Genomic DNA, 14,853 nt, shown 5'->3' with positions numbered 1-14,853 from the left:
CTCACGCCGCCGACCGGCCGAGATAAGCCTCGATCACGGCCGGATCGCGCGCGATCTCGGCCGGGGTGCCCGTGGCGATCATCTGGCCGAAATTCAGCACGACGAGCCGGTCGCAGAGCGCCATGATCGCGCGCATGTGGTGCTCGACGACGACCAGCGTCAGCCCCTCCGCGCGCAGCTGGCGCAGCAGATCCATGAAGGCGTCCATCTCGGCGTGGTTGAGCGCCGCCATCGCCTCGTCGAGCAGCAGGACGCGCGGCTCGGTGCAGAGCGCGCGCGCGACCTCGACCCGCGCCCGCTCCGGAAAGGAGAGATCGCGTGCGATCTTGCCGGCGATCGCGCCGATGCCGACGCGCTCGAGGCAGCGCCTGGCGAGTTCGCGCGCCTCAGGTATCGCATGGCGCATCAGCCCGCCGGTCAGGACGTTGTCGAGAACGGTCGAGTCGAGGAAGAGCGCGACATTCTGGAAGGTCTTGACCATGCCCGCTGCGGCGATCTTGTGCGGCTTCAGGCCGACGAGGTCGCGGCCGTCGAGCCGGATCGTACCGGCATCGGGGCGGTGCAGGCCGACCAGCGTCGAGAACAGCGTCGTCTTGCCGGCGCCGTTGGGGCCGATCAGCCCGAGGATCTCGCCCGGCGCCACCGACAGCGACACCTCCGACAAGGCCTGCAGCCCGCCGAAGCGCTTGCCGAGGCCGGTGACCTGGAGCAGAGGGGCGACCATCAGCGTTCCTCCCGGCGCAGCAGGCGCCTGATCCGCGGGCCGATCGCCATGAAGCCACGCGGCTCGACCAGGATCACGAGGATCAGCAGCACGCCGAAGACCAGTTGCGACAGCCCCGCCGCCTGGGCGGAGAAGACCTGGTTGGCGATCTCCTCCAGCGGGATGACGAAGAAGGCGCCGAGGATAGGGCCGGCTGCCGTGCCGATGCCGCCGACGATGGCGATCATCGCCATCCGCACCGAGATCGAGGCGACGCCGAAGACGGTGTCGGGATCGAAGAAGAACTGGAACTGGGCGTAGAGCGTGCCGAGCGCCGCCGTTAGTGCGCCCGAGATCACCGCCGCGACGATCTTGGTGCGGGTGGTGTCGACGCCGATGACCTCGGCCGCGTCAGCATTCTCCTTGATCGCCCGCAGCCGATAGCCGAGGCGGCTGCGCTTGATCGCGACGAAGATCACGGTCACCACGACGAGCGCCCCCAGCATCAGCCAGTAGGAGGCGCGGGTATCGGCGAACTGCATCAGAGCGAGGTTCGGCTTGGCGAAGGGCACGGAGATGCCGACCGGTCCGCCGGTCAGCCCGCCCCAGCTGTTGCCGATGACGCGCATGACCTCGCCAAAGGCGAGCGTCGCCAGCGCGAAATAGTGGCCGCGCAGCCTCATCGTCGGCAGGCTGATCAGAAGCGCAGCAAGCCCGCCCAGGACCGCTGCCGCCATCATGCCGAGCCAGGGCGTGATGCCGAAATGGATGAGAAGCAGCGTCGAGGTGTAGGCGCCGATGCCGAAGAACGCGGCATGGCCGAGCGAGATCTGGTTGGCGAGCCCGGCGACGATGTTCCAGGCCTGCGCCATGGCGGCGAAGAGCAGCGCCAGGCAGAGGATGCGGATGCCGTAGCCGCGCGGTTCGAAGGCGAAAGGCAGGGCGATGGCGAGCGCCGCAAGCAGCGCGAGGCCGAGGGCCTGCCGAACGGACAGCGCGCTCATCGGGCCGCTCCCAGCAGGCCCTTCGGCCGGAAAGCCAGCACCGCGATGAAGACGACGAAGAGGACGAGGTTCTGCAGCTGGATCGGGAAGACCAGCGCCGAGAGCGACTGGATGATGCCGACGGCGAGGCCACCGACCACCGCGCCCGCGACCGAGCCCAGCCCGCCGAGCACCACCACGGTGAACATCAGCACCGCGAATTGCGTGCCGACCGTCGGCGAGGCCGTCAGATAGGGCAGGATCACCGCGCCGCCGAAGGCGGTCAGCCCGACGCCCAGCGCGAAGGCGAGCATGTGCATTCGGTCGGCGTCGATGCCCATCAACCGCGCGGCCATCGGGTCCTGTGCGGTGGCGCGCATGGCGCGGCCGAACCAGCTCGACTTGAGGAAGAGCCAGAGCGCCAGCCCCGAGGCCACCGACATGGCGAAGGCGGCGAGATAGGGCACGGAGATGAAGAGCGGTCCGAGCTGCAGCGACGAGGTCTGGTAGGGCGTCGAGACCGAGCGGAAACCCGACCCGAACATCAGCAGCGCGGCATTCTCCAGCACGATCAGCAGGCCGACGGTGAGGAAGATCTGCGCCACCTCGGGCGCCTTGAGCACGCGCCTGATTAGCACGCGCTGGAGCGCCGCGCCGAGCAGGAACACCACGGCGAAGGCGAGCGGGGCCGCCAGCAGCGGATCGAGCCCGAGCCAGGCCCAGGCGTAATAGGCCACGAACATGCCGAGCATCAGGAACTCCGCCTGCGCGAAATTCACGATCCCCATCACGCCGAAGACCAGCGTCAGGCCGATCGAGATGACGGCGTAGACACCGCCGATCATCAAGCCGTCCAGGATGGCCTGAACCACCGCCATAGCCGTCTCTCTCCCCTGCCCGGCCCCGACCGGCCTTCCGCCTCAGCCGCCCCAGACGGCCTTGGCCTTGGCGACGTCGGCAGGCCAGACGGTGACGAGTTCCTTATTGCGCCACTGGACCATGACGGGAACGGAGAGCGTGTTGAGGCCGGTCTTGTCGAACTGCACGGCGCCGCCCGTCATGGCCTTGGTCCAGCCGCCCTCGAAGCGGGCGCCCTGGAGCGCCTTGCGCAGGTCGTCCGGCTTGGCCGACTTGGCCTTCTCCATCGCCTGGGCCAGCACATCCATGCAGACGGCATGCTCCAGCGCCTCATGGACCATGAAATAGCCGAAGCGCTTGCGGAAGCGCTCGGTCAGCTCCGGCGCGAGGTCGTAATTGGCCGGCGAGATCGAGAGCACGCCCTCGGCGAATTCGCCCAGCCCCTTCTCAAAATCGGGGATGACGTAGCCGGCCGCACCGCCGATGGCGGGGATGGTGATGCGCTGCTGGCGCATCGCACGGATGATCTGCAGGGAATCGTTGAGATACGAGACCGGGAACACCGCCTGCGCGCCCGAGGCGCGGAGCTTGTTGATCAGCGGCGTGACGTCGGTGATCCCCAGCGGATAGGCGTCGTCCATGACGATCTGGACGCCGGCCGCCTTGGCGCCGACGCGCAGCCCGGCCGCCTGCGAGGTGCCGTAGGCGGTGTCCTCGTACATGATCGCGATGCGCTCGAGCTTCTGACCGGCGCTCGCCGCGATGGCGGCCGTGCCGTCGAACTGCGCCTTGCCGATCACCGAGGCCTTGGCGACGACCTGGAAGATGTTCTCGAAGCCGCGCCCGGTGATCTGGTCCGAGAACGACATGGTGAGCAACGGCACGCCCCGGCGCTCGGTGACCTCCGAGATCGCGATGGTGAGCGACGAGGCGAAGGCGCCGAGGATCGCCACGACGTCGTTCTGCGTCAGCAGGCGCTGGGCGACATTGGCGGCGGTGGTCGGCGTCGAGGTCGAGTCGGCGATGACCAGGTTGATGCGGGCCCCGCCGAGCGCCTTGATGCCGCCGGCGGCATTGATTTCGTCGGCGACCAGCTCGATGCCGTTGCGCGAATTGATCCCGAACTGGGCGTTGGCGCCCGAGAGCGGCACGATCACGCCGACATTGACGGCCTTGCCCTGGGCGACGGCGTCCCGGACGACATGGGGCGCGGCGATGGCGCCCGCGGCACCGAGCATCAGACCACGGCGGCTGACGCCGCGGGTGAACGACTTATGCGACATCGATTCCTCCATCGTACAGGCGCCTTCTCTGGGCCCCTCACGCGGAAAGATGTCGTACAGAACCGAAGGGCTGTCAACTGATTGACAGATTGTCTGACAGCAGAACCTTCAGCCTGCGGCGCGCTTCTGGCTGCTCGTCGCCAACAGCACCAGGATGAAGGACGCCGCCGTCAGGAGCGTCGAGATCGAGGCGATGGTGGGGTCGATCTCGTCGCGCAGGGCGGTGAACATGCGCTTGGTCAGGGTCTGGTGCTGGCCGCCGGAGATAAACAGCGCGATGATCGTCTCGTCGATCGCCGAGATGAAGGCGAAGATGCCGCCGGCGAAGACGCTCGCCTTGATCTGCGGCAGCGTCACGGTGAGGAAGGCGCGGAAGCGGTTCATGCCGAGGCTGCGGGCGACCATCTCCTGCGTCTTGTCGAAGCTCTGAAGCCCGGCCACCACAGAGGTGATGACATAGGGCAGGCCGAGCATGACATTGGCGAGCACGAGCCCGGTCAGGGTCTGGATCAACCCGATCTTGGCGTAGACGAAGAAGATGCCGATCGCGACGATGATGATCGGCACGATCAGCGGCAGCATCAGCATCATGTGCAGGCTGCGCATCAGCTTCGTCTGCGAGTGGCTGATGGCATAGGCGGCTGCCGTGCCCAGCGGGGTCGCGACCACGACCGTCAGGACGCCGATCAGCAGGCTCATCCGCGTGGCCTGCATCCAGTTGGCGCTGCCGAAATACTCGGCATACCAGCGCAGCGACAGCGCCGGCGGCGGGAAGGTCAGGAAACGCGTCGCCGAGAAGGACATCGGCACGATGATCAGCAGCGGCAGGATCAGATAGAGCAGCACGAGGCCGACGAAGGCGCCGAAGAGGATGCGGGGCAAAAGCGGCTGTTTCATCACTTCTGCCCCAGCATCTTGTCGAGCGGGATGATGCGGCTGACCGCCATGAAGATCGCGAGCACGCACAGCAGCAGCACCACCCCGACCGCGCTGGCCGCGCCCCATTCGTTGTAGAGCTCGACATTCCGGCTCACGACCATGGAGATCATGATGGTGCGGCCGCCGCCGAGCAGCTCCGGCGTAATGTAGAAGCCCAGCGTCAGCACGAAAACCAGCGTCAGCCCGGCGGCGACGCCCGGCAAAGACAAGGGCAGGAAGATGCGCAGGAAGCTGTGCAGCGGCCCGCCGCCGAGGCTCGCCCCGGCCAGCATCAGCTCGCGCGGGATCTTCTGCATGGTCGAATAGAGCGGCAGCACCATGAAGGGCAAAAGGATGTGGACGGTGGCGATGATCGTGCCGAGCTCATTGTGGACGAGCGCCAGCGGCTCGGTGATCAGGCCCAGCCCCTCGAGCATCTGGTTGGTGACGCCGGTGCGCTGCAGCAGGACAAGCCAGGCATAGGCGCGCACAAGCACGCTGGTCCAGAACGGCAGGATGACGAAGGCGAGGATCAGCACGTCCCAGGGCCGCTTCACATGGGCGGCGGCATAGGCGACCGGGTAGCCCAGGATCAGCGTCATCACGGTCACGATCAGCGCGATGCGGAAGGTGAGCCCGAAGCTGCGCCAGTAGATGTCCTCGCTGAAGATGCGGCGATAATGCTCCAGCGTGAAGCCGTTGTCGTAGACCGACTGCGTCATCAGCCAGCCCACGGGGATGACCACCAAAGCGAGGATGACGATGACCGCCGGCGAGGCGAGCAGGAGCATCAGCCCCTGCTCGCGGCGCCGGTAGCGGAGAGACGGGTCGATGGCGGTCATCTGGCTTTTCCTGCCGATCGCGTTTCACCTCGTCGGGTCATCCCGGGCGACCGAAGGGAGACCCGGGACCCATTCCGGAACGGCTCAGGCATGGATCCCGGATCTCCGCTTCGCTCCGTCCGGGATGACGGCGCGGGATAGCTCAGTGGCTCACTTCTGCGCGAAGGAGAGCCAGCGCTTTTCGGCCGCCTCGCCGGCGGGCGAGGTCCACCAGGCATAGGACATCAGCGCCTGGACCTTGGCGTTGGCCGGCGCGCTCGGCAGCTCACCGACGCGGGCGGCCGGGATGACGCCGGTGTCATAGGCCTTGGGGTTGGCCGGACCGTAGTCGATATGCAGCGGCAGGTTGGCCTGATGCACCGGATCGACCGCCTCGTTGAGGAACTTGATCGCGGTCGAGAGGTTCGGCGCGCCCTTGAGCACGCAGAGCGAGGTGCTCTGCAGGATGCCCTGATTGTAGGTGTAGGTGACCTTGGCGCCTTCCTTCGCGAGCGCGGAGATGCGGCCGTTCCAGGCCATCACCATGTCGACCTCGCCGTCGTTGAGGAGCTGGGCGGATTGGGCGCCCGAGGTCCACCAGACGGTGATGTGCGGCTTGATCTCCTCGAGCTTCTTGAAGGCGCGGTCGACGTCGAGCGGGTAGAGCTTGTCGGCGGGCACGCCGTCGGCCATCAGGGCGGCCTCGAGCGTGGCGAGCGGGTGGTTGCGCAGCGCGCGCCGGCCCGGGAATTTCTTCACGTCCCAGAAGTCGGCCCAGGTCTTGGGAGCGCTCGCGGCGTCCGGGAACTTCTTCAGGCTGTAGCCGAGCACGCTGGAATAGAATTCGTAGGCGATCGACCAGTCGCTGCGGTACTCCGCCGGCATCGCGGCGGCGTTGGGGATCTTGCTGAAGTCGAGCTTCTCGACGATGCCCTGCTCGCCGCCGCGCAGGCAGAAATTGGTGGCGACGTCGACGACGTCCCAGGTCGGCTTCCCCGAGGCGACCTGCGAGCGCATGATCGGCCAAGCGTCGGGCACGCTGTCCTGGTTGATGGTGATGCCGAGCTTCTTGGCGGCGGGATCGAGGATCGCGATGGTCTGCGCCTTCTGGTAGGCGCCGCCCTGCGAGACGAACATGATCTGTTCGGCCGCCTGGGCGGGGAGCGAACTCATGAGAGACAGGGACAGGCCTGCGGCGGCGCAGGCGGTCGCGAAGGTCAGGCTTCGTTTCGTCATGTGCTTATCCCCTGTTGTTGGATCGGATCTTCGAGAACTACCGTCCGATCGCGTCTAGAAACTGGTACCAGCCGGCCACCATGCGGACGGCCGGCTCTCGAAGCGGGTAAAACGGAACGGAGCGCATGCGGCTGACGTCGAGCAGCCCGACATCGGGCTTTTCGCCCCGGGCGAAGGCGGCGAGATAGCGCCCCATCAGGCTCGACATGGCGACGCCGGCGCCGTTGTAGCCCATGGCCAGCATGACGCGGTCGTCGACGCGCCCGACATGCGGCACGGAGTCGAGGGTCATCGCCACCAGGCCCGACCAGCGATAGGCCAACGGCACGTCGGCGACCTGCGGGAAGATGCCGACCATCGCGGTGTGGAGCGCGCGGAAGGCGGCGGGCGAGTCCGCCTTCCCGAAGGCGCCGCGACCGCCGAAGACGATGCGGTCGTCGACCATGCGGAACCAGCGCATCATCCGCTTGGTCTCGGTATAGGTCCGCCGCGTCGGCATCACCGCGGCGGCGAGGTTGGGCGAGAGCTTTTCGGTCGCGATGATCGCGCTCCGGAAAGGGATCAGTGTGCGCTGATAGGCCTGCGTCGCAGGCGTCAGATCCGAATAGCTGTTGGTGGCGATGATCGCCTGCTTGGCCCGGACGGCCCCGCCCGGCGTCTCGACCAGCACGCCGTCGCCGTCACGACGCAGGCGCAGCGCCGGCGTCCCGGCATGGATCGGAATGCCCCGCGCCGCGACGCCCTCGGCGAGGCCGTGCAGATAGTTGAGCGGGTGGATGCCGCCCGAGCCGGCATTCAGGACACCGCCGACGAAGCCGTTCGAGCCGGTCTCCTCGCGGACCTGGCCGGCGTCGAGAACCGACATGGTGGTATCGCCGAGTTCGGCGCGCAGCCACTGCGCCTCCTTCACCGCATAGGCCAGCGTCTCGTGATTGTGCGCGGCCTTGACCTGCCCCGAGCGGGTCAGCCCGGCGCTCTCGATGCCATAGGTCGAAACCAGTTCGGAGACGATGTCGGTCGCCTCCAGCGCGATCTCGTACATGCGCTTGGCCATCGGACTTCCATGGGCGCTCGCGATGGCCGGGAAGGAGAGGCGGAACTTGGCGGTGATCACGCCGCCATTGCGGCCGCTGGCGCCCCAGCCCGGGCGGTTGGCCTCCAGCACGATCGAGGACAGGCCGCTCTGCGCGAGATGATGCGCGGCCGACAGGCCGGTATAGCCGGCGCCGATGATGACGACATCCGCCTGCGCATCCCCCGCCAGCGCCGGAAAGGCGCGCAGGTGCGTCGCCGTCGCGCCCCAGAGCGAGGGCGCGGCCTCCAGCGACGACCAGGCGGAGGCGCCGGCCAAAGGCGTCAGACCCCCGCCTCGACGGCGTCGGCCAGCGCCGCCAGCGTCGGGAAATGATAATCCGGCTTGGTCAGCTCGGGCACGGCGGGCGTGCCGCCGAAGCCGGCCTGGCCCTGCCTGCGCTCGATCCAGCAGGTGGTGTAGCCGAGCGATTTGGCGACGCCGATGTCGTGATACTGGCTCTGGGCGACGTGCAGGATCTCCTCCTGCTTGAAGCCATGAGCCGATTGCCGGCCGCGGTTGAAGGCGAAGAACAGCGGATCGGGCTTGGGGGCAATCGCCTCGTCGGCGGTGACGCTGTCATGGAACGGGTTGCCGAGCGTGTGCGAATAGAAGGCGAAGGTCGAGCGGTCGGCGTTGGTCATGGCGACCAGCCGGAAATGCTTGCGCAGCCTGGCCAGCGCCTCGACCGAGTCCGGGAAGGCCGGATGCTGCAGGATGGCGTATTGGAAGGAATCCGCCGAGGCCTCGTCGGCCGGCAGCGCCAGTTCCTTGGCGAGGTGGATATAGACCCGCTTCATCGCCTCGCTGGAGCGGTCGTAATTCAGCTCGCGGCCCTTGAGATAGGGCCCGAAGATCTCGTCGTCGCTGAGCTTCGCGGCCGCCGGCCCGCCGATGCGGCGCACCGCGTTCAGCACGCCGGTCTCGAAGTCGATCAGCGTGCCGACGACGTCGAATGTGAGAACCTTGAAATCGCGGAGGGCCATGGCGGTCTATGTCTCTCGTAGGGCGGGGCGAAAGGGGTGCGGCGGGGTTCAGCCCGCCTTCGGCACGATGATCGTGTCCTGCGGGTGAAGGCTGATCGCGACCCGCTCGCCGATCGGCGGGATGCGGCTCGTGGCCTCGAAATGGCTGGGCTGGCGCAGGCTGAGCGGCGTGCCGTCGTCGAGCACCAGGAAAACGCGCAGGCTTTCGCCCTGGAAGACGATGTCGGTGACACGCGCCGAGAAGCGGTTGCGCTCGGGCGAACTGGTGCCGTCCTCGATCAGCAGCTTCTCGGTCTGGACGGCGAGCACGAGTTCGCCCGTCGGCGGCAGGGCGCGCGCCGTGCGGATCGGCGTGCCGGCCAGCGAGACGGCGTCGCTGCCGGCGCGCGCGACCGGCAGCAGCGTCGCCTCGCCGATGAAGCTCGCGACGAAGGCGTTGGCCGGGTGGTCGTGCAGGCGGGATGGCTTGTCGATCTGGACGAGCTTGCCGTCCTTCAGGATGGCGACGCGGTCGCTCATCGTCAGCGCCTCGCGCTGGTCATGAGTGACGTAGATGATCGTCGCGCCCAGCCGCTTGTGGAGCTGGCGCAGCTCGATCTGCATGGTCTCGCGCAGCTGCTTGTCGAGCGCCGAGAGCGGCTCGTCCATCAGGATCAGCCGCGGCTCGAAGATCATGGCCCGGGCGAGCGCGACGCGCTGGCGCTGGCCACCGGAGAGCTGGCCGATGCCGCGCTCCTCATAGCCGGCGAGGTCGACCATCGCGAGCGCCGCGCGGACGCGCTCGGCATAGGTCGATTTCGGCAGGCGCCTTGCCCTGAGCGGGAAGGCGACGTTTTCGCCGACGCTCATATGCGGGAACAGCGCGTAATTCTGGAAGACGATGCCGATGTCGCGCTTGTGCGGCGGGGTGAAGGTGACGTCGCGGCCGCCAAATAGGATCGTGCCGGCCGAGGGCTGGACGAAGCCGCCGAGAATGCCAAGCAGCGTGGTCTTGCCGGAGCCGGACGGGCCGAGCAGCGAGACGAATTCCTGCGGCGCGATGTCGAGCGAGACGTCGTCCAGCGCCCGCACCGATCCGTAGATCTTGCTGGCCGACCGGATTTCGACGCGCTCGCCGCCACTCTTCGCCATGACCTGCTCCCGTTGCGATAACAGCGCCACCGCGCCAGCGCGTGGGCAAAGACCGAATTCCGGGCAGGCCATAAGACCATCTTATGTGGTGCCGGCGCGGATCCGGTTGGCTCACCCGACGGCGCAGGCCTCTGCCGGGCCCGTCGCCGCAAGCTGCAATCGACAGGGCCATGAAAGGGGATTCAGGGCCTCGGCCGCAATTGCCAAATAATCAGGAGTTGCATAACCTGATGTTATGTCCGACCTGCGCCGCATGGTGTCCTCCAGCAATGCGCTCTTCGTCTTCGAGGCGGCGGCGCGCAGCGGGAGTTTCACGCGCGCGGCCGACGAACTGAACGTGACGCAGCCGGCGGTGAGCCGCATGCTGTCGCGCTTCGAGAGCCATCTCGGGCAGCGGCTGTTCGAGCGCGGAGGCAAGGGCGCGGTGCTGACGCCGGAAGGCGAAATCCTGTATCGCCGCGTCGCCGACGGCTTCCGCAGCATCGAGGCGGGCCTGCGCGAGGTCGAGCGCCTGCGCGGCGGCAAAGAGACGGTGACGATCTCGGTCTCCTCGGCCTTCACCACGCATTGGCTGATGCCGCGCATGGACCGCTTCCAGAGCCGCTTCCCGCAGGTCGATCTTCGCTTCCAGATGATCGCGGGCTCACTGCGCGGCGTGGTGGAGAATGTCGATCTCGGCATGCGCTTCGTCGGGGCGGACGAACCCGTTCCCGCTGAGGCTCTGGTGGTGCGCGAGATCATGCTGCCGGTCTGCAGCCCGGGCTATCGCTGCGAACCCGGCGCCGTCGAGTCGGTGACATCCGGCAACACGGTGATCCAACTCACCGACGCGCCGTCCGACTGGGCCGAGCACTACGCCCCCTTCGCGACGGGACGGGCAGGGCCGGCCAAGACGCTGACATTCTCGGACTATGCGGTGGTGGTGCAGGCGGCGCTGCTCGGCCAGGGCATCGCCTTCGGCTGGATCACCGTCGTCTCCCATGCCCTGATGTCGGGAGCGCTGGTGCCGGCGGCGCAGCGCCTGACGGTGGGCGACCGGCTCTGCGTGCTGCTGACGCCGCGCAACCGCCCGGCCCGTCCGCTCATCCGCGAGATCCGCGACTGGATCATCGCCGAGCTTCGCGCTGAGATCGCGGCGATCGACCGGCTCCATCCGGGCCTCGGTCTGGCAGCAGCCGCCGGCTAGAGGCCTAGCGCCGCCGGCCCCTCGGCCCGCGGACCTCCGGCGTCTTCGCCTTGTTCTCCGCGTCGAGCTTGCGCCAGCGAGCGAGGCGGTCGGGATCGACCGCGCCGCTCGCCACCGCCGCCTGCACGGCGCAGCCGGGCTCGTGCTCATGGGTACAGTCGCGGAAACGGCAGAGATGGGTCAGTTCGGTGATCTCGGCGAAGAGCGTCTCCAGTCCGGAGGCAGCATCGCTGACATGGAGGGTCCGCATGCCCGGCGTGTCGATCACCCAGCCGCCGCCTTCGATGGCATGCAGCGATCGCGAGGTGGTGGTGTGGCGGCCCTTGTCGTCGCGGGCGCGGATGCCGCCGGTCTCCTGCGCCTCCTCGGAGACCAGTCCCGCCAGCGTGTTGACGAGGGTCGATTTGCCGACGCCGGACGAACCGACGAGGGCGACGGTCCGCCCCTCCCCGCACCAGGGCGCCAGCACCGCCGTGGCGCCGGGCTCCTTCGGGTTGACGACGACGACGGCGAGTTCGCGCTGCAGCGCCGCCGACTGGGCGCGATAGGTCTCGGCCGCGTCGGTGAGATCAGCCTTGGTCAGGATGATGACCGGCTCGGCGCCGCTCTCATTGGCGAGCGCCAGATAGCGCTCCAGCCGCGCGACGTTGAAATCGGCATTGCAGGAGGTAACGATGAAGAGCGTGTCGATGTTGGCGCCGGCAAGCTGGGGCGTCTTGCTACCCTCCACGCGCCGCGCCAGCACGGTGCGTCGCTCGAGCAGGCGCCCGATCGCATGGGTTCCCGGCTCGACCAGCACCCAATCGCCGACCGTATAGGCGCCGGTGTCGGTGTGGACGGGCAGAGAAAGCCGGATCCGGCCCTCTTCCGCGATCGCGCTCATCCGAGAGCGATGAACGGTGGCGATCCGGGCCGGCAGCAGCCCCTCGTCCTCCGGCCCGCATTGCTCGGCGAAGAAGGCGTTCCAGCCCAGCGCGGCGAGCGTCCAGGCGGCGGGCTCGGGCGCGGTCATCGGCGGGCGGTCCTGAGACGGGCGATCCTCATCCTGCCGGTAGAGCGGGGTTCCAGCCGGCTGGCAAGCACCGTCATGCCGGCTGCCCTATAAGCGCGGCGAATAGCGGCGGCAAAGACATCATAGCCCTGCGTCGGGCAGCGCTCGCGGCTGGCCGCGGCTTTGCTATGGTCGCAGGCAGCGGCCGACTCCACGCCGTCCCAGCCTGCCGGGAGAACAGCATGACGACGCAACCCTTCGACCTGGTCATTCGCGGCGGCACGGTCGGTACATCGACGGCGCGCTTCGTCGCCGATGTCGCCGTGAAGGACGGCAGGATCGCGGCGATCGGCAGCGGGCTCGGCAAGGGCGCGCGCGAAATCGACGCGGCCGGCAAGTTCGTCCTGCCCGGCGGCATCGACACCCATGCCCATGTCGAGCAGGTCTCGGCCGGCGGGCTGATGAATGCGGACACTTTCGAGAGCGCCACGACCTCGGCGGCCTTCGGCGGCAACACCACGCTGGTCTCCTTCGCCGCCCAGCATCGCGGGCTCGATCTGCGCCAGGTCGTCGACGACTATGCGGCGCTGGCGAAGCGCGGCGCGCTGATCGACTACGCCTTCCACATGATCGTCGCCAACCCCGACGAGAAGACGATCAAAGAGGATCTCCCGGCGCTGATCGCGGAGGGGCACGCCTCGATCAAGGTCTTCATGACCTACGACCTGATCAAGGTCGACGACGAGCCGCTGCTCGATCTGATGCTGACCGCTCGCCAGCACCGCGCCTTGATCTGCGTCCATGCCGAGAACCACGGTATGATCTCCTGGATGGGCAAGAAGCTGGTCGAGCGCGGCTACACCGCGCCGAAATTCCATTCGATCAGCCATCCGCGCGGCTCGGAATCGGAGGCCTTCACCCGGCTGATCACGCAGGCCGCGCTGATCGACCAGCCGATCATGATCTTCCACGTCTCGACCGCCGAGGGCGCCGCCGTGATCCGGCAGGCGCGCGGCCAGGGGCTCAAGGTCTTCGCCGAGACCTGCCCGCAATATCTGTTCATGACCAAGGCCGATCTCGACAAGCCCGGCCTGGAGGGCGCGAAATGGATGTGCTCGCCGCCGCCGCGCGAGACCGCCGACCAGGACGCGCTCTGGCAGGCGCTGGCGCTCGGCGATCTCCAGACGGTCTCCTCCGACCACGCGCCCTATCGCTTCGACGCAAGCGGCAAGCTCTCGGCCGGGCCCAACCCCAATTTCAAGCAGATCGCCAACGGTCTGCCGGGGCTGGAGACCCGCCTGCCCCTGATGTTCGACGCGCTGGTCTCGAAGGGCCGGCCCGAATTCGCCGGGCGCGGGCTGGAGGCCTTCGTCGATCTGACCGCGACGGCGCCGGCGAAGATCTACAACCTGCCGGGCAAGGGCGCGATCCAGCCGGGCTACGACGCCGACATCGCGATCTGGGACCCGATACGCGAGGTGACGATCACGGACGAGGCGATGCACGACCTGACCGGCTTCACGCCTTTTGCCGGCTATCAAGTCACCGGCTGGCCTGAGACGGTGATCCGCCGCGGTGAGGTCGTCGCCAGCGAGGGCACGCTCCACGCCAAGGCCGGCTCCGGCCGCTGGCTGTCGCGCACGGGCGGCCCGGCCGCCGAGCCGACCGGCCAGCTCGTGCTGGAAATGGACCCGGAGCGGAATTTCGGCGCGACGATTTTGTGAGCGTCAATCGCGGTACTCGGAAACACCGCGTCATCCCGGACAGGCCGCGAAGCGGCGTAGCTCCGGGATCCATCGTAGAGCTCCGGAGCCCTCCGATGGATTCCGGGGCAAGCCCGGAATGACGGGGGCGGTTCGGAGCCATGGCGAACGAACTCAGCCCTCCGGCACCCACGGCACCATCCGCAAAATCGTGCCGCCGAGTTGGGCGAAGGCGCGCTGGCGGCAGGAGAAGACGATGATCTGCTGGCCGCTGGCCTGGCGGTGCAGCGCGTCGAACATGCGCTCGATGCGGTCGTCATCGGAATAAACCAGCGCATCGTCGAGGATGACGGGCGCCGGCTGGCCGTCCTTGGCGAGGAGCCGCGCGAAGGCGAGGCGCGTCAGCACGGCGAGCTGTTCGCGCATGCCGCCGCTGAGCACGCCGACCGGCTCTTCCAGCCCGTTGCGGCTGACGGTGCGGGGCAGCAGCGTCTCCTCGTCGAAGGTGACGGTCGCATCCTCGAACAAAAGCCCGAGCAGCGGCCGCAGCTCCGTCATCACCGGCGCGAAATAATGGTCGCGCGCCTCGGTGCGGGCCGCCTCCAGCGACGCCCGCAGCCGCGTCAGCAGGGCGACCTCGCGCTCCAGTGCCGCCACGCGCCGCTCCGCCGCGCCGAGCTTCTCCGCCGCCTCCTGCCAGGCCTCCTCGACGGCGGCATCGGCGCGGGCGCGGATGCGGCCGTTCAGCTCGGCCGCCTCCTCGCGCAATGACGCGATCTCGGCCGAGGCGCCGTCGAGCACCGAGCGCATGCGGCGCAACTTCGCCTCGGCACCGGCGATGTCGACCGCGCCGGCCTGGAGCGCGTCCCGCTGCGCCTGCGCCAGCGACCAGCCCTGCTCGGCCTGCGCGAGCACAGCGGTGCGCTGCGCCTCCAACCCGGCCCGCTCCTGCTCCGGGCCGAGCGCCGCCGCCAGCCCCGCC

14 protein-coding genes are annotated in these 14,853 nt (G+C 68.2%); 2 read left to right on the top strand and 12 right to left on the bottom strand.

Annotation, left to right across the window (positions count from 1 at the left end; genetic code table 11):
- Window position 1: 1 nt before the first annotated feature.
- From Q8M82_RS15505 to Q8M82_RS15460, 10 genes are all read right to left on the bottom strand, one after another.
- A complete protein-coding gene (locus Q8M82_RS15505) occupies window positions 2-724 on the bottom strand; it encodes an ABC transporter ATP-binding protein (protein WP_305692231.1) in 723 nt (240 codons plus the stop codon).
- A complete protein-coding gene (locus Q8M82_RS15500; RefSeq protein WP_305692230.1) occupies window positions 724-1,707 on the bottom strand; it encodes a branched-chain amino acid ABC transporter permease in 984 nt (327 codons plus the stop codon). Before Q8M82_RS15500 ends, Q8M82_RS15505 begins: the two co-directional genes overlap by 1 nt.
- The gene (locus Q8M82_RS15495; protein WP_305692229.1) at window positions 1,704-2,564 is read right to left on the bottom strand and encodes a branched-chain amino acid ABC transporter permease; all 861 of its coding nucleotides are present in this window, start codon (window positions 2,562-2,564) and stop codon (window positions 1,704-1,706) included. The genes Q8M82_RS15500 and Q8M82_RS15495 overlap by 4 nt, the downstream gene beginning before the upstream one ends.
- Window positions 2,565-2,606: 42 nt before the next feature.
- Window positions 2,607-3,827 carry an ABC transporter substrate-binding protein gene (locus Q8M82_RS15490; protein ID WP_305692228.1) on the bottom strand — a complete coding sequence of 407 codons (1,221 nt, stop codon included), beginning with the start codon at window positions 3,825-3,827 and terminating at the stop codon, window positions 2,607-2,609.
- A 108-nt stretch (window positions 3,828-3,935) separates the two neighbouring features.
- A complete protein-coding gene (locus tag Q8M82_RS15485) occupies window positions 3,936-4,724 on the bottom strand; it encodes an ABC transporter permease (protein ID WP_305692227.1) in 789 nt (262 codons plus the stop codon).
- The gene (locus tag Q8M82_RS15480) at window positions 4,724-5,587 is read right to left on the bottom strand and encodes an ABC transporter permease (RefSeq protein WP_305692226.1); all 864 of its coding nucleotides are present in this window, start codon (window positions 5,585-5,587) and stop codon (window positions 4,724-4,726) included. Before Q8M82_RS15480 ends, Q8M82_RS15485 begins: the two co-directional genes overlap by 1 nt.
- A 150-nt stretch (window positions 5,588-5,737) precedes the next feature.
- Window positions 5,738-6,802: an ABC transporter substrate-binding protein gene (locus Q8M82_RS15475; RefSeq protein WP_305692225.1), complete on the bottom strand. Its 1,065-nt coding sequence runs from the start codon at window positions 6,800-6,802 to the stop codon at window positions 5,738-5,740.
- A 37-nt stretch (window positions 6,803-6,839) separates the two neighbouring features.
- On the bottom strand, window positions 6,840-8,153 hold the full coding sequence (locus tag Q8M82_RS15470) for an NAD(P)/FAD-dependent oxidoreductase (protein ID WP_305692224.1): 1,314 nt from the start codon (window positions 8,151-8,153) through the stop codon (window positions 6,840-6,842).
- Window positions 8,154-8,158: 5 nt separating this feature from the next.
- Window positions 8,159-8,860: an HAD-IA family hydrolase gene (locus Q8M82_RS15465; RefSeq protein WP_305692223.1), complete on the bottom strand. Its 702-nt coding sequence runs from the start codon at window positions 8,858-8,860 to the stop codon at window positions 8,159-8,161.
- 48 nt (window positions 8,861-8,908) lie between these two features.
- Complete coding sequence (locus Q8M82_RS15460; RefSeq protein WP_305692222.1) at window positions 8,909-9,991, bottom strand: ABC transporter ATP-binding protein; 1,083 nt, start codon at window positions 9,989-9,991, stop codon at window positions 8,909-8,911.
- Window positions 9,992-10,226: 235 nt separating this feature from the next.
- Here Q8M82_RS15460 and Q8M82_RS15455 point away from each other — a divergent pair, with 235 nt between their 5' ends.
- Window positions 10,227-11,177, top strand: a complete 951-nt coding sequence (locus Q8M82_RS15455; RefSeq protein ID WP_305692221.1) for a LysR family transcriptional regulator — start codon at window positions 10,227-10,229, stop codon at window positions 11,175-11,177.
- Window positions 11,178-11,181: 4 nt separating this feature from the next.
- Here Q8M82_RS15455 and rsgA read toward each other — a convergent pair whose 3' ends face one another.
- A complete protein-coding gene (gene rsgA, locus Q8M82_RS15450) occupies window positions 11,182-12,189 on the bottom strand; it encodes a ribosome small subunit-dependent GTPase A (protein WP_305692220.1) in 1,008 nt (335 codons plus the stop codon).
- Window positions 12,190-12,410: 221 nt separating this feature from the next.
- Here rsgA and hydA point away from each other — a divergent pair, with 221 nt between their 5' ends.
- Window positions 12,411-13,892, top strand: a complete 1,482-nt coding sequence (hydA, locus tag Q8M82_RS15445) for a dihydropyrimidinase (protein ID WP_305692219.1) — start codon at window positions 12,411-12,413, stop codon at window positions 13,890-13,892.
- A gap of 153 nt (window positions 13,893-14,045) precedes the next feature.
- Here hydA and Q8M82_RS15440 read toward each other — a convergent pair.
- The coding region (locus Q8M82_RS15440) for an ATP-binding protein (protein WP_371126376.1) at window positions 14,046-14,853 on the bottom strand (808 nt) is incomplete at its 5' end.

The organism is Allobosea sp. (assembly GCF_030694325.1).
Classification (GTDB): domain Bacteria; phylum Pseudomonadota; class Alphaproteobacteria; order Rhizobiales; family Beijerinckiaceae; genus Allobosea.
Note: the sequence above shows the minus strand (reverse complement) of the source record. Positions and strands in the feature narration are given on the sequence as shown.

Coding starts and splice junctions, on each gene's coding strand:
- Q8M82_RS15500 (WP_305692230.1), bottom strand. CDS start 1,707: ATGAGCGCGCTGTCCGTTCGGCAGGCCCTCGGCCTCGCGCTGCTTGCG.
- Q8M82_RS15465 (WP_305692223.1), bottom strand. CDS start 8,860: ATGGCCCTCCGCGATTTCAAGGTTCTCACATTCGACGTCGTCGGCACG.
- hydA (WP_305692219.1), top strand. CDS start 12,411: ATGACGACGCAACCCTTCGACCTGGTCATTCGCGGCGGCACGGTCGGT.
- Q8M82_RS15485 (WP_305692227.1), bottom strand. CDS start 4,724: ATGAAACAGCCGCTTTTGCCCCGCATCCTCTTCGGCGCCTTCGTCGGC.
- rsgA (WP_305692220.1), bottom strand. CDS start 12,189: ATGACCGCGCCCGAGCCCGCCGCCTGGACGCTCGCCGCGCTGGGCTGG.
- Q8M82_RS15495 (WP_305692229.1), bottom strand. CDS start 2,564: ATGGCGGTGGTTCAGGCCATCCTGGACGGCTTGATGATCGGCGGTGTC.
- Q8M82_RS15455 (WP_305692221.1), top strand. CDS start 10,227: ATGTCCGACCTGCGCCGCATGGTGTCCTCCAGCAATGCGCTCTTCGTC.
- Q8M82_RS15480 (WP_305692226.1), bottom strand. CDS start 5,587: ATGACCGCCATCGACCCGTCTCTCCGCTACCGGCGCCGCGAGCAGGGG.
- Q8M82_RS15490 (WP_305692228.1), bottom strand. CDS start 3,827: ATGTCGCATAAGTCGTTCACCCGCGGCGTCAGCCGCCGTGGTCTGATG.
- Q8M82_RS15475 (WP_305692225.1), bottom strand. CDS start 6,802: ATGACGAAACGAAGCCTGACCTTCGCGACCGCCTGCGCCGCCGCAGGC.
- Q8M82_RS15505 (WP_305692231.1), bottom strand. CDS start 724: ATGGTCGCCCCTCTGCTCCAGGTCACCGGCCTCGGCAAGCGCTTCGGC.
- Q8M82_RS15460 (WP_305692222.1), bottom strand. CDS start 9,991: ATGGCGAAGAGTGGCGGCGAGCGCGTCGAAATCCGGTCGGCCAGCAAG.